Raw genomic sequence first — 13,858 nt, forward strand, 5'->3', positions numbered from 1 at the left:
ACGCCAGGAACCACGCCAGCTCCACGGTGTGTGGGTCGACGGCGGACGGGATAGGAGCTGGGGGTGGGTGGTGAATGGAGCATGGCCCCGCTCGCACTGGCCCTCACCAGGCAGATCGTCATCAGGGCTCGACGGCGAGCTAGTCCAGGCACTGACGTGCGACCCCGTGTCACGCCTGAGTGCGTGAGCACAGCACGAGCCCCGTGGATTCCCAAGGGGCTCGTGCTGTGTCCAATGTCGACGATCGGGTGATGAGCCGACTCGGATCCCACACCAGCCCTTCCTGCGACGGGACCGTGCTCCGTTACCCGGCCGGCGTCTCGTAGGCCTCCTGGTACGCTCGCCGCGGCTTCATCCGCGATCCTTCAACTCGAGCGTCAGGCCCAGCGCTTGCGCGATCTTGGCGATGGTCGCGGTCGTGACATCGTTATTCGCCTCGACGCGCGCGATGGTCGGGCGTGACAGCCCCGATTTCTCGCCGAGCTCCATCTGTGACCACCCCTGCTTCTTGCGGGCCTCGCGGATGACATCGCCGAAGCCTGCCTGTCCGGCCTCACTCATGCTCCTGCGCCCTCTCCCTGAGAGCCCGCATCCGAATCGGATCGGTGCTGCGCGTGGAGGGCGTCCGCGGCGATATCCGCGATCTGCCCAAGGAACGCGGGGTCCGTCATGTAGGACTGGATCTCCTGGGACTCACTGACCGTCCTCAGCACCGCGAGACCGACGGCCCCACTGAAGCCCTCCGACGCCTTGAGCTGCGCGACAGTGTTGTTCTTCGCCATCGCCACGGCCTCTTCATTGGCGTCGAGGAAGCCCCAGAACGTCGTGATGAAGCCGGAGACGCTCTCCGGGCTCACGTCCACGCCCTTGGCCTGGAACATCTCGTTCACCCGGTCTATTGCTTCGTCGAGCGGTCCGCGCTTGGGCGCGCTCCCCGACTTGTGCTCACCGTCGAACTTCGGGAGCGCGATACCTGCGCCGCTGCCCTCGCTCAATGAGTGATCCTCGTTTATAGCGGACGGCACGAGCTTGACGCCTGAGAGCTGCACACCCTCGAGGTAGCTGTCGTCGTAGTCGTTGCCGTCTGTGCGGAGGTTGCGCCCCAGCAACGTCGCTAGGATCGCGCGGCGGTGCAGTTCGGGGTCCTGATAGTCGACGATCTGGCTGAGGAACTGCCAGGCATTGCGATAGCTGAGCACATCCGCACGGAAGCCCTCCAGCGTCTCCTTTTGAGCCTTGTCCTTAGACAGCACTGCCTGACGCCACTGGCCGCTCCAGCGGTTCTTTATCGGCGACAACGCCTTGGCAATCGCCTCGCCGCCGGCATCAGCGAGGAATGCGTCGGCGACGGCGTTCATCTCCTCGTGTGTGTAGAGTCCGGCCGTGTCGAGCCGCTCGCCGATCGTGATCAGCACGTTAGGGTCGATGTCTCCGTCGACGTGGGCGTCGGAGTAGTAGAGCTTGAAGTCTTCCTGGACACTGGCCGGCGTGTTGCGAAAGTCGACGACCATGGGAGCGGTCTTACCCGGGTAGATGCGGTTCAGCCTCGAAAGGGTCTGAACGGTGGCGACGCCGGAGAGCTTCTTGTCGACGTACATTGCCATGAGGCGGGGCTCGTCGAAGCCTGTCTGGAACTTGTTGGCGACGATGAGAACACGGTAGATGCCCTCCTCGCGGAATGCTTTGGCGACGTCGCTGCGGCCGTTGAGTGAGACCTCGGTGACGTTCTCGCCGGTCTCGTCAGTGAGCGAGCCCGAGAACGCCACCAGCGTGGTCATATCGTCGTACCCCTGGGACGCGATGTACGCGTCCATCTTCTTCGACCAGCTCAGAGCCTCCATACGTGTGCTCGTCACCACCATGGCCCTCGCTTCGCCGTCGAGCATATGCATGACGTTTCGCCGGAAGTGCTCGACCACAACCCGGACCTTTTGGGCGATCGCGGTCGGGTGGAGGCGGGCGTAGCGGACGATGTTGGAGACCGCTTCGCCGGTGTTGACCTGGATCTCGCTTTCGGAATCCTCGCCCTCAAGCGTTCTCTTCACCCGGAGGAACATGTCGTAGGTCGAATAGTTGGCGAGCACGTCGAGGATGAAACCCTCTTCGATCGCCTGGGCCATCGTGTAGGTATCAAAGGCCTCCCACCGGCCGTCGCGCTCGGTGCCGAACAGGCGCAGCGTCTTTGCCTTAGGCGTCGCGGTGAGTGCGACGAAGGTGATGTTGCTGGACGCCGCGATCGCCGAGTCCTTCGCCCTGAGCAGGTCGTCCGCGCCGATGTCGTCCTCGTCGGGGTCCAGGTCCACGTCAGCGAGCAGCTCCTTGAGCTGGCGCGCGGTGGAGCCTGATTGGGACGAGTGCGCCTCGTCCGCCACAATCGCCCAGCGCCTGCCGCGCAGGTCCTCCGTGTCCTCGATGAGCTTCATGACCTCGGGGAACGTCTGCAGGGTGCAGGTGATGATGTGGTCACCCTCGAGGAGCGCTTTCTTCAACTGCGGCGACTTCGCGCCGGACTTCTCGCCGACAGTGACGACGAGCCCCTGGCTTGACTGCACCAGGCTCATGTCCTCGCGGATGTTCTCGTCGAGGGCGGTCCGGTCGGTGACAACGATGACCGAGTCGAAGGTCGACTGTGAGTCGGCGCTCATGTGGCGGATCAGGCGGTGGCTGAGCCAGGCGATCGTTTTGGTCTTGCCCGAGCCGGCCGAGTGCCAGATCAGGTAGCGCTTGCCCGTGCCGTTCGACTCGATGTCGGCGATGACTCGCTCGACCGCGCGCAGCTGGTGGAAGCGGGGGAAGACCAGTCGGCCCTCGCTCTTCTTCCCGGACTTGCGTGGTTCGAAGAGCGCGAAGTCCTTCAGGATGCGCGTGAACATCGGGCGCGCGAGAATCTCGCGCCACAGGTAGTTCGTCGACGAACCAGTGCCTGAGGGCGGGTTGCCCGCGTGACCTTCGTTGCCCTGATTGAAGGGCAGGAACACCGTGTCCCCACCTTGCAGCTTCGTCGTCATATAGACAAGGTCGTTGGAGACCGCGAAGTGCACTAGCGCACGCCCGGGCGCGAGCAGCGGACGGTTCTTCCCGGGCTTGCGGTCCTCCTTGTACTGGCGGATCGCGTGGTTGACGGTCTGGGTGTTGTCAGTCTTGAGCTCCATCGTCACGACCGGCAGGCCATTGGCGAGGAGCACGACGTCGATACTCTCGTTGGTGGTCTTGTCGAAGCGCACCTGGCGCAGGATGCGCAGGCGGGCAGAAGCGGCCGCCTCTACGACCTCGGTCAGGTTCGGGTTCGCCGGCGGGAACGCCATCAGAGGGCCGAACTTCGCGGCCGGACGGCCGATCTGGGCGTAAGAGAAGCCCTTGCGTAGCACGCCGAGCAGCCCGCCGACCGGGTGTCCGGTCGTCGGGTCCATCCGCGTGGCCTTGGCGAGCTCCTTGGTGATGTGGTCGAGCAGCTTGCGCTCAGCATCGGTCCGCTGACTGTCGACCAAATCGCCGGGGACGGCCTTCTCATACTCATCCGGATACTGAGTGCTGAGCCAATGCAGCACGTCTGCGGGCATCATCGCGAGACCGACGTCCCAGCCGGGCAGCTTCCCGTCGCCCTCGTACAGCCAGCCTCGCTCCGCGAGCTCATCGCAGAGGTTGCTCTCAAACTCGGACTCCATCAGCTGTGCGTGACCCATCAGGCGACTTCCTTCCGTCCGGTCACGACATCAGTGATCAGTGCTGAGCGACGCTTGAGGAGCAGCGATTTGAGTTCGGCGACTTTCGCAAGCATGGCGTCGATTCGGCCGGTAACATCGTCGAGGTGATCAGCGACGTGGAGCTGTTCGTCGAGGGGCACATAGTTCATCGGGAGCCCGGCGAAGGTCGTCCAGTTCCGGAAATCGATCGACCTTTGCCGGACTGAGGAGGCATAGGCCTCGAGGAAGCCGTTCGCAGAGAGCGCGCGCAGCGCCCAAGCCATGAACCGCTCGGATGCAAGCGGCGTCGCCGTGCAAACATGGTAAACAGGGCTGGCCTTGCCACGGTCTTCCGAAACGCCTACCGCGCCTGCAAAACCATCGAGTCCGTGGAAGACGAAGTCACCTGGCTCCACACCCTGGTAACCGTGCTCGCTGAACGACATGGTGAATCCGTCTTCCCGCCGACGGGAACGTAGAGCGACCTGTCCGTCACGGAAAGCTGTCACCACGCCGTCTCCCTCACGGAGGTCTCGTGACTGCTTCGTTAGCATCAGCCCGACTTTGATGACATCGCCGGCCTCGGCCTCAGTGAGTCGCTTCCCCAGCCCGACAAGGTACGTGCGATGCAGCGTAGACAACTGCGCCTTGAGTCGATCGAGCTTGTCGATCATCGAGTCAATCTCACCGACCTCACGGTCGAGATAGCCAGCAATAGCGATCTGCGTTTCACGGTCGAATTCGGGAACAGGAAGTCGAGACACCGTGCCCAACGAGATAGATACGCGAGTCACACCGAAGGCACTATTTAGCCAATATCCCTTCGCTGCATCGGATTCGAGATACCAGTACAGAAATTTCGGATGAATCCGCTCGCAATACGGCCGGAGAAGCGAAAGATGATAGGCGCATACCATATCTTCAGTGGAAGATTCAACGATGGCGGGGATGCCGATGTCATCCGGTGTTTCTGAATCCTTGGTGATGATGATGTCGCTGGCGCGCAGTCCGAAACGAGCAATATGCTCATCCGACGCCGTGGCGCCCATCAGCGCCAACTCCGATGTAATAATCTTCTGGTAGTAAACATCGGTGTAATTGACGAGGCGGACCGGAATTTCGTTCGGGTCAGACTTCTTGTCAACGTTTGACGGTCGAATATCGGCAAACGACCAAAGCGGCGCAGTTTTCACTCGTGGCTCACCGACTCGAACATCTCCGCCAGCTCGCCCATGATTCGCTGCACTTCGGCGTCGATCTCCGCCAGCGGGCGCGGTTCCTCGGGTACGTAGAAGATCCGCGTGAACGCGATTTCGTTACCTGCCTTGGCCTTGTTCGCGTCGTACAGCGCATCGGGCGCGAAAGGCAGCACCATGCGCTTCATGTGGTCGTCGAGGTCCTCGCTCAGCGGGACGCGTTCAGTGATCTTCCAGCCATCTGCGACGACCGGGTTCCCTTTGCGGTCGACGGCAAGCGGTGCGGCGTCGTCGGGCACGCCCATCGCCTTCATCGCCGCGTCGATGAAACCGATCGATACCTTGATCGCCGCCGCTTTCGCGGCAGCAGGGAGCGCCTTCGGGAGCTCGTTCCACGGCGTGCCGTCAAGCGATTCGAGGACCGCGATGTGCGCGTCGGTGAAGTCGCGATGGGCACGCAGGGCGTCGATGACGCTGTCGTCAACGTGGGTTGCGAGGCGCGCCTGCTTGGCTACCGGCACATCGAGGAACATGAAGTCGTCAGGACTCATCACACGCGAGATCGCCGGGTCCGCACTGTCGAACGCGCGATAGGCCTCGAGCACAGCAAGACGACCGCTCTTGGTCAGCCTGCGCCGCTTATCACCCATGTTCTTCACCATCGGCTCCCATTGACCGGAGGCGTCGATGAGCTGAATCTTGCCCTTGCGCTCAGCATCCTTGTTCGTGTCCAGGATCCAAACGTAGGTCGCGATCCCAGTGCCGTAGAACATGTCGGCAGGCAGGGCGATGATCGCGTCGATGAGGTCCTCTTCGAGAAGCCACTGCCGGATAGCGGTCGGCCCCTTATCGCTGGCGAACAGCGGAGAGGCGTTGGAGACTACCGCGGCACGGCCGCCCTGGCCGTTTTTGCTGGGCGGGCTGAGCTTCGAGGCGCAATGCGCGAGGAACAGCATCTGACCGTCGCTGGTGCTCGGCAGACCGTGGCTAAATCGCGACCCGGAGACCTTCACTTGTTCGCGAATTGACTTCTGATCCGCCGACCAGTCCTTGCCGAACGGCGGGTTAGAGAGTACGTAGTCGAAGGTCTGACCGTCGTGGAGGTCTGTGGTGAGAGTGTTGCCCTGCTGGATCGCGTCCGGTCGACCGCCCTGGATGAGTAGATCCGCCTTGCCGAGGGCAAATGCGGACGGCATAAGTTCCTGGCCGTAGAGCGTTACGTCGATCTTCTGGTTCATGCGCTTCAGCGCCTCTTGCGCGATTAGCAGCATGCCGCCGGATCCAGCGGTCGGGTCGTAGATCGAGCGCAAGGTGCTCTCCCCAGCGAGCGTGTCGTCGTCGTTGGCGATCAGCACGTCGACCATGAGCTTGATCGCATCGCGCGGCGTATAGAAGGCACCTGCGGCCTTCCCCTTCTTATTGAATGCGCGGTACATGACGTCCTCGAAGACGTCACCCATGGCCGTATTAGCGAGAGCCTTCGGGGACAAGTCAAGGGTCGAAAAGTGCTTGACGACGGCGTGCAGCCGGTTCGCCTCGGCGAGCACCTTCGCGCGCCGTGCGAAGTCGAACGCGACCCAGATGTCGGCAATGTTGCTCGAGAACCCATCGATGTAGCTCTTCAGTGACTTCTCGACGTTGTCATCGACCGATGCGATCGTGGCGAGGTCGAGCGGCGAGACGTTGTAGAAGCTGAGCTTAAACCGGTCCTTGACTGCGATGTCGATCAGATGCTGAGGCATGCGGCTGAGCGCGTCGACGTATTTGATCACCTCGTCCTTGGTGTCCGCGAGCATGCACTCCAACCGCCGGAGCACCGTGAACGGCAGGATGTAGTCGCCGTAGTCCTCCTCATCGACGATGTTGCGCAGGTACTTGTCCGCCGTGTCCCAGACGATGCGCGCCGTCGTGCTCTTCGATGCCTTCGTCGGCTCCGTCATGCCTGCTCGTCCCTGCCTCGCCGCCATACTGCCTGTATCAGAGACTTTACACGGGTGGATTATTAGCAAGGTGACATTCCGACTCGCGTCTGGACTGATCCGACGCAAGATGTCACCCCGCAATGAGGCCGATGCCGTCCGCAGGAAGTAGACGTGCCAGACCGTCCGGGGAACCAAAGGGAACACCAGGGCACCAACCCGCCAGGCGATGGGACGCCGTCAGCACTCCAGCCCAGGTCAGCCATGCAACCGCCCGCAGGCCAGCTCAGCTTCCCAAGCTAATGGCACCCTCGGCGGAGAGCGAGGCCCAACTGCCAGTGCGGCGTGAGAGCCTCCGGCCATGAGCTACGACCTGGCTGTGTGGGAGGGCGCGCGCCCAGCGGACGACAAGGCGGCCCCACGAGCGTTCACGAACCTCTATGAGCACTACGTCGACACGGATGTTGAGCATCCGCCGACCGAACGCATAGCGGCTTACGTGGCCGGCCTCCTGGAGCGGTGGTGTGACTTGACCGAGGACGAGGAGGACACCTCCCCCTGGTCGACGGGGCCGATGATGGAGCATGGCTGAGGAGGCCTCCACCTACGCGGCGGACCTTGCAGACTCAATAAGGCTGGTCTGCTTCGACCCTCAGCAGAACCGGCTCAGGCCCTGAGGCTGGGAGCGCGCTCCCGTCCCAGTTTCCGTCTCATTCAGCGCCGTTCACGGACGTTCAGACGGGACCAGAGTCGGTAGACGCTCAGACGATCGACCGCCCATGAACGCAGGCGAACGGCCCCGTCCAAGCCCCCAGGACCACCACCACAGTTGGAAAGCGTGTTGGCCGCGCGGGTTCAGCAGGTGCCTGGTCGTGCCGCGCCTGGTTGGGATTGTCGAACGCCAGTGCACGCCACCAGCGTGTTGCCGTCCGCACCGAGAAACAGCATGAAGATCCACGATCCGTCGGCAGTCCTGATCTGCCCCAGTCGAACCGGTCGGCTGTATAGGTCGAGGCGTTGCACGGCCCGGGCCAAGCCGGAGGTCTCGATGCCGCTCCGAAGGGTGTGCCGGAGTCGACGGCCGAGACCGTCGCGAGCGACTTGGGAGACGTTGTTCCGTCCCAGACGACGTATGAAGCGCCAGCGCGGAGTGCAGCGAGAGCGGCCGACGACGTGTCGTCGCCACCATCCCAGCAGCCGTTCGAGCTGTTCCCGATCCGTGGCCCCACCCTGAGGCACAGACGAACCCCGCTATCGAACCGCTCATCAGATGTCAGCCCACCTGGCCCGGCTCGAACGGGCTGGTCCCCTCGACAACGGGCCGGTGCTGCGGGTCTACAGCACGCCAGCCGACGCAGGCAGACTCATCGTAGGACAGCCGTCAGCGCCCTTGCACCGGTGTTTCCCACACGGCAGAAGGAGCAAGGCTGAGTGTCTAACTGCGTGACGACGCCGACGAACAACGGCGGACGAGGGCGAACGTCTGCGGACCGTCAGCGCAGGTGAGAGGCGCACCAACCCAAGGCAGCACCCATACCCAAGTTGCTTCGGGACGAAGAGGTCGTGGGTTCAAATCCCGCCACCCCGACAGCCAAAACAGCAGCTCAGGGCCGGTTTCCCCTCCATGGGAAACCGGCCCTGACTCGTTCCATAGCGTCCCTGGGGAGTGAACGGGGAGTGGATCAAGGAAATCGACTCCCCGAGCGTCACGCCTGACGCGCTCTCAGCAGCACATCGAGCGCGCGCACCGGTGAGCGCGCGTGCATGGCAGACCGTGCCGCCAACGCTTCCTCCCACTGCTCGGTCAGTTCGTCCATGAGCCGGTTCCTCATCCGCGCCGTGATGTGCGAGTAGCGGGCTTGCACTGAACCGTCCTCGTGTCCCATTCGTTCGTCCATGAGTTTGGGTGGGGTCCCGAGTTCCTCCATGACTGTCTTGTGGGAGTGCCTGAGCCCGTGCGGAGTGAGACCTCGTGCGATCGGCAGCCAGCATGCGTCGGCGCGGCCCGAGGCATTCCGGCCCCGCGCCGGCACCCCGGCCTGGACAACCACTTCGTGGTGGACCCAGCCAAGTTCGACTTCTACGCGATGGACTGCTATCGCCTGGTCGGTGAGGACAAGCTCGCGCGCACGCTCGCCGAAGAGGTACTGAGGGCAGGAACGGACTTCGACGGCACCGAGCGCTCGCCAATGCGCAACGCGGAAGCGCGGGTCACGCTCGGAGTCACGGCGGCGCGTGAGGGCGACTTGGAGCAGGCACTCATCATGGGTGAGCGGGCTCTCGAAGGGGACCGTCAGTCGGTGCCGTCGCTCATCATGACCAGCCGCGAACTCGCTGCCGAGATGCGGCGCCGGTACAGCTCCGAACCGGGGGCACAGGACTACCTCGCGCGGCTTCACTCGCTCGCTGAGCAGAAGCCGGGTTTCATGCCCCGATGATCCCTAGCCTCGGGCTTTCACGAACCGGGCGGTCCACGGCTTGATCACAGCTGCGAGAAGTACTCCTGACCAGCGGCATCGGGGCTTGCCGAGGGTCCGGTTGGGTGCGAGGAGAGAAGCACCCCTCAGGTGAAGCGGGCGTACCCCCTTGGGGTACTCCCCGGTCGCCGTCGCGTGTCCGTCTATGCTCGCAGTGATGAGGTCGCCCGCACGGTAAAGAACGGGACCCGGGGTGCGGTCAGGGTCGTTTGCCTCATCACCATCGTGTGGTGGAATCCGCGTAGCCAACCTCGCGGAGTTACCCGAGCAGGTTGTCCGACGAGTGGCCCCAAGAGCAGAAAGTGCCCCTGACCAGCGAGAATGAGGATTGTCTAGGCCCTCGTTCCCGCGTCCGTCGGAGGCACTTTCCAGGTGAGTGTGCGACACGAGGTCGCGTGTGTTGAGTGGATGCTCTTGGAGAGGGGGTCGGCGGTGACGCCGATGACAGGGTAGTCCCGGGTTCGTGTCCGATGACCCGTCCTCGCCTGGACGTGCGTCGCTGGCAACGGCGGGGTGCGAAGCTCCAGGAAGAAGCCCAAGGACCTCCGTTCCACCCGGGGGTGACAGGCAAGGGGAAGGCCGGACGGGCGAACACCAGTGAACCCTCGATGACGTCTCGTGAGAGAAGCCCCCGCCGGTGGGATGCAGCAGCGGGGTGAAGGGCGGGCCGCTGTGAGGCGGCAGGCGCCGGGCGGATGTTTCACGCCGCCCGGGTGGACACCGCCGCCCCGGGGCATAGAGGGCGCCCACCCCGGCCGCATCTCGCATGCGCGGAACGTGGAAACCCCGACGGAGGCCGCTGCCCTTGGCGGGGCGGTGGTGGGCCGACCGTGAGGAAGGCTGACGTCTCCGGCGGGACAGGACGGCTCAAGAAGCGAAGGCCGGTGGGCCGAAAGGCCAGGGGAAACCGGGACAGCACGTGCGGCGGCCTCTCCGCTGCGGTCCTGGCCAACTCGCCGGATACCGGGCCTTGTTGCCCGGGTCCGAAAGGACGCAGACGTGAGCCGGGTGAGCCTGTGGGGAGGGACGATGGCAACAGCGGCAGTACCGAAGGACAAGTTGGACGCCCCGGCGGCGCTCGGGGTGAACGGACCGGAGGGCGGCTTCTTCGCGGACTGGGACAGCATCGACTGGGACCGCGCGCGGGAGAACGTACGTCGACTGCGCCAGCGCATCTTCACGGCATCGAGGGACGGGGACCTGGCCAAGGTCAGGAACCTGCAGAAGCTGATGCTCCGGAGCCTTTCCAACACGCTGGTCAGCGTGCGGCGGGCGACGGAGATCAATGCCGGACGAAAGACAGCAGGGGTGGACGGGCAGGTCGTGCTCACCGCCCCGGGCAAGGCCGAACTGGCGCGCTTCATCCAGCAACGCGCCAGCAGTTGGCGGGCCCGTCCGGTCCGGCGGGTGTTCATCCCGAAGAACGGTGCAGGGCGAAAGCGCCGCCCGCTCGGCATTCCCGTGATCATCGACCGGTGCCATCAGGCCCGGGCGGCGAACGCGCTGGAGCCCGAGTGGGAGGCGCGGTTCGAGGCGAGGTCGTACGGCTTCCGCCCGGGCCGGGGCTGTCATGACGCGATCGGGGTCATCTACAACACGCTGAACGGGAAGAACCCCGGGCGCGTGTGGATCCTGGACGCGGACCTGGCGGCGGCGTTCGACCGTATCGACCACGACCGCCTTCTCGCCCAGCTCGGCACCTTTCCCGCCCAGGGCATGGTGCGGCAGTGGCTGAAGGCCGGCGTGGTCGAACGCGGCCGGTTCACCCCGACCGAGGAGGGGACGCCCCAGGGCGGGGTGATCAGCCCCGTGCTCCTGAACGTCGCTCTCCACGGGATGGAGGCAGCCGCGGGCGTGCGGTACTACCCGACCGGCCCCCGTGCCGGTCAGAGCATGCCCGACAGCCCGGTTGTGGTCAGATACGCCGACGATCTGGTGGCCATGTGCCATAGCCGCGAAGCGGCTGACCAGGTCAAGGCACGGCTTGCCGCATGGCTTGCGCCGAGGGGGCTGGTTTTCAACGAGGACAAGACACGCATAGTCCACGCGGAGACCGGCTTCGCCTTCCTCGGATTCAACGTGCGCCGTTATCGAAGCGGCAAGCTGCTGATCAAACCGAGCAAGACGGCCGTCAAGCGGATCCGGGAACGGCTGCGTGGGGAGGTCCGTGCCCTTCGCGGCGCTCCTCCCCTCGCGGTGCTGCGGACGATGAACCCGATCGTGCGCGGCTGGTCGGCCTACTACCGGACAGTGGTGTCCAAGGACATATTTGCCTCCCTGGACAGCTACTTGTGGCAGCTCACCTACCGGTGGTCGCTGCCCAGGCACCCGAAGAAGTCGAGGCACTGGATCGTTGACCGGTACTTCGGCCGCTTCAATCCGGCCAGGCAGGACCGATGGGTGTTCGGCGACCGGGAGACCGGCGCCTACCTCGTCAAGTTCGCCTGGACGAAAATCATCCGGCACCAACTGGTCAAGGGAACGGCGTCCCCGGACGACCCTGCCCTGACCGACTACTGGCCCCAGCGGCGACGCAGGACCGCCCCGCTCCCTCTGGACCGGGCGACCCTGCGACTCCTGCAGGAGCAGAAGGGCCGCTGCCAGATCTGCGGCCAACTGCTGCTGCACGCCGACCGGTCTCCGCAGTCCCCGACCGGGTGGGAGCAGTGGCTCCGCACCACCCGGACAGCGATGAAGGCACGTCACATCGCCTATCAGGGAGTAGGAACGCCGGGTGGGGTGCAACTCCGCCTCGCCCACGCCTCGTGCATCCGAAGCAACATGGCGGACGACGCGAGAAATCAGCACACCCGAGAGCCTTCAGGGCTTGCTTGAGCCGAGATGCCCGGAAATCGGGCACGTCCGGTTCTGAGGGGGCCCTGGTGCAGCAATGCACCGGGGCTACCCGACAAGCGTATCGGGTTGTACCCACGTGTCCGCGTCGAGGGCAGTGGCAACAGGGCCGTCTCGCAGGCCGGAGTGGTGCTGCTGGTCGAGACCGTCCGCAAGGTGGGGCTGGACACCACGATATCGGCGGCGCTGACGCCGTGGCGCAAGCCGCGGACGGTGCATGATCCGGGCAAGATCCTTCTGGATGTGGCCCTGGCCGTCGCGCTCGGCGGAGACTGCCTGGCCGACATCGGCATGCTGCGGGCCGAGCCGGCCGTGTTCGGCTCGGTGGCCTCCGATCCGACGGTCTCCCGTCTCGTCGACGCGCTCGCCGCGTCCGGTGCGAAGGCTCTTGCGGCGATCCGGGACGCACGCTCCGAAGTGCGGTCGCGGGTCTGGGAGTTGGCCGGTGGAGGCAGTCCGGCCGCCGACGGCCAGGTGATTGTGGACATCGACGGGGTGCTGGTCCTTGCGCACTCCGAGAAGCAGGACGCCACCGTGACCTGGAAGAAGACCTTCGCCCACCATCCGCTCGTCGCGTTCGTCGACCACGGCCCAGCCGGGTCCGGAGAGCCGGTGGCTGCCCTGCTGCGGCCCGGCAACGCCGGCTCCAACACCGCGAGCGATCACATCGCGACCGCCCAACTCGCCCTGGCACAACTGCCGAAACACCTGCGGCGAGGCCGGCAGACCTTGTTCCGCACCGACTCCGCCGGCGGCACCCACGCCTTCCTCGACTGGCTCTCCAGGCCGGGCCGGTGGTTGTCGTATTCCGTCGGCATGACCCTCACCGATGCCATCCACCAGGCCGTACTGAAGATCCCGAAGAAGGCGTGGACGCCGGCCTACGACGCGGGCGGCACCGAGCGGCCCGGCGCCTGGGTCGCGGAGATCGCCGACATGCCCGACCTGAGCACCTGGCCGAAAGGGATGCGGCTGGTCGTCCGCAAGGAACGGCCGCACCCCGGCGCCCAGTTGCGCTTCACCGACCTCGACGGACTACGGCTGACCTGCTTCGCGACCAACACCAAGGGCGGCCAGCTCGCCGACCTCGAACTGCGTCACCGCCGCCGGGCCCGCTACGAGGACCGCATCCGCAATGCCCGCGACACCGGCCTGCGCAACCTGCCCCTGCACGACACAGCCCAGAACCGGATCTGGCTGGAGATCGTCTCCCTCGCACTCGACCTCCTCGCCTGGATGCCCATGCTCGCCCTGACCGGCACCACTCGCCGCTGGGAACCCAAGAAGCTCCGCCTACAGCTGTTCTCCGCCGCCGCCCAGCTCGTCACCACCGCCCGCCGCCACTGCCTCCGCTTCACCACCCGATGGCCTTGGACCGACGAGATCACCCGGGCAATCGACCGGCTCAATGCCTTGCCGAGCCCCAGCTGTCCAGCCACACCGACCACCCCAACGATCCGCACCACCACACCGGGAAAGTGGAACCCGGCGCCCACCCGACGCGACACTCGGGCCCTCAGCCTGCCCACCCTCAGCCACCGAAAGCCAAACGGTCCGCCGACTCCGTCGGCGGACCGTCAAGAAAGATCGAGGCTAGATGCGATAAGACCAGAGTGCGCGTCATCAGCGGCGGGCGTCCGTAATCGGTCCGCTCGCCCTGTAATCAGGGATAGTCGACCGGACAAATGGCGGTGAAGGGCCGTGTTTGAGGTCGGGGCGCCAGGGTGTTC

General features: G+C 64.9%; 7 protein-coding genes and 2 pseudogenes. 4 read left to right on the forward strand and 5 right to left on the reverse strand.

All coding sequences use genetic code 11. The annotated features are described in order from the left end of the window. Nucleotides 1–351: 351 nt before the first annotated feature. The 4 genes from QF037_RS22220 to QF037_RS22235 are packed head-to-tail and all read right to left on the reverse strand — an operon-like array spanning nt 352 to nt 6,819. Nucleotides 352–561 (reverse strand): helix-turn-helix domain-containing protein, encoded by a 210-nt coding sequence (locus QF037_RS22220; RefSeq protein ID WP_307027890.1) that lies wholly within the window; start codon nt 559–561, stop codon nt 352–354. Beyond that, entirely contained in the window at nt 558–3,683 is a 3,126-nt protein-coding gene (locus QF037_RS22225) for a type I restriction endonuclease subunit R (RefSeq protein ID WP_307027892.1), read from the reverse strand. The genes QF037_RS22220 and QF037_RS22225 overlap by 4 nt, the downstream gene beginning before the upstream one ends. Continuing rightward, complete coding sequence (locus tag QF037_RS22230) at nt 3,683–4,876, reverse strand: restriction endonuclease subunit S (protein ID WP_307027894.1); 1,194 nt, start codon at nt 4,874–4,876, stop codon at nt 3,683–3,685. Before QF037_RS22230 ends, QF037_RS22225 begins: the two co-directional genes overlap by 1 nt. Further along, complete coding sequence (locus tag QF037_RS22235) at nt 4,873–6,819, reverse strand: type I restriction-modification system subunit M (RefSeq protein ID WP_307027896.1); 1,947 nt, start codon at nt 6,817–6,819, stop codon at nt 4,873–4,875. Before QF037_RS22235 ends, QF037_RS22230 begins: the two co-directional genes overlap by 4 nt. 340 nt (nt 6,820–7,159) lie before the next feature. Between QF037_RS22235 and QF037_RS22240 the strand changes: the two genes are divergently transcribed. Further along, the gene (locus tag QF037_RS22240; RefSeq protein WP_307027898.1) at nt 7,160–7,390 is read left to right on the forward strand and encodes a hypothetical protein; all 231 of its coding nucleotides are present in this window, start codon (nt 7,160–7,162) and stop codon (nt 7,388–7,390) included. Nucleotides 7,391–8,504: 1,114 nt separating this feature from the next. Here QF037_RS22240 and QF037_RS22245 read toward each other — a convergent pair. Next, nucleotides 8,505–8,834, reverse strand: a pseudogene (locus tag QF037_RS22245) (tyrosine-type recombinase/integrase); the annotation flags it as partial. A gap of 18 nt (nt 8,835–8,852) precedes the next feature. Here QF037_RS22245 and QF037_RS22250 point away from each other — a divergent pair. From QF037_RS22250 to QF037_RS22260, 3 genes and pseudogenes are all read left to right on the forward strand, one after another. After that, entirely contained in the window at nt 8,853–9,236 is a 384-nt protein-coding gene (locus QF037_RS22250; protein ID WP_307027899.1) for a hypothetical protein, read from the forward strand. Between the two features lie 1,068 nt (nt 9,237–10,304). Beyond that, entirely contained in the window at nt 10,305–12,110 is a 1,806-nt protein-coding gene (gene ltrA / locus QF037_RS22255; protein WP_307027902.1) for a group II intron reverse transcriptase/maturase, read from the forward strand. An 81-nt stretch (nt 12,111–12,191) separates the two neighbouring features. Then, nucleotides 12,192–13,553: pseudogene (locus tag QF037_RS22260) on the forward strand (IS1380 family transposase); the annotation flags it as partial. Between the last annotated feature and the right edge of the window lie 305 nt (nt 13,554–13,858).

The sequence above is a fragment of the Streptomyces canus genome, from assembly GCF_030815415.1.
Lineage (GTDB): Bacteria > Actinomycetota > Actinomycetes > Streptomycetales > Streptomycetaceae > Streptomyces > Streptomyces canus_F.

Bases quoted from the DNA above. Each gene is read 5' to 3' on its own strand.
- QF037_RS22220 (WP_307027890.1), bottom strand. From the start codon at position 561: ATGAGTGAGGCCGGACAGGCAGGCTTCGGCGATGTCATCCGCGAGGCC.
- QF037_RS22225 (WP_307027892.1), bottom strand. From the start codon at position 3,683: ATGGGTCACGCACAGCTGATGGAGTCCGAGTTTGAGAGCAACCTCTGC.
- QF037_RS22235 (WP_307027896.1), bottom strand. From the start codon at position 6,819: ATGACGGAGCCGACGAAGGCATCGAAGAGCACGACGGCGCGCATCGTC.
- QF037_RS22240 (WP_307027898.1), top strand. From the start codon at position 7,160: ATGAGCTACGACCTGGCTGTGTGGGAGGGCGCGCGCCCAGCGGACGAC.
- ltrA (WP_307027902.1), top strand. From the start codon at position 10,305: ATGGCAACAGCGGCAGTACCGAAGGACAAGTTGGACGCCCCGGCGGCG.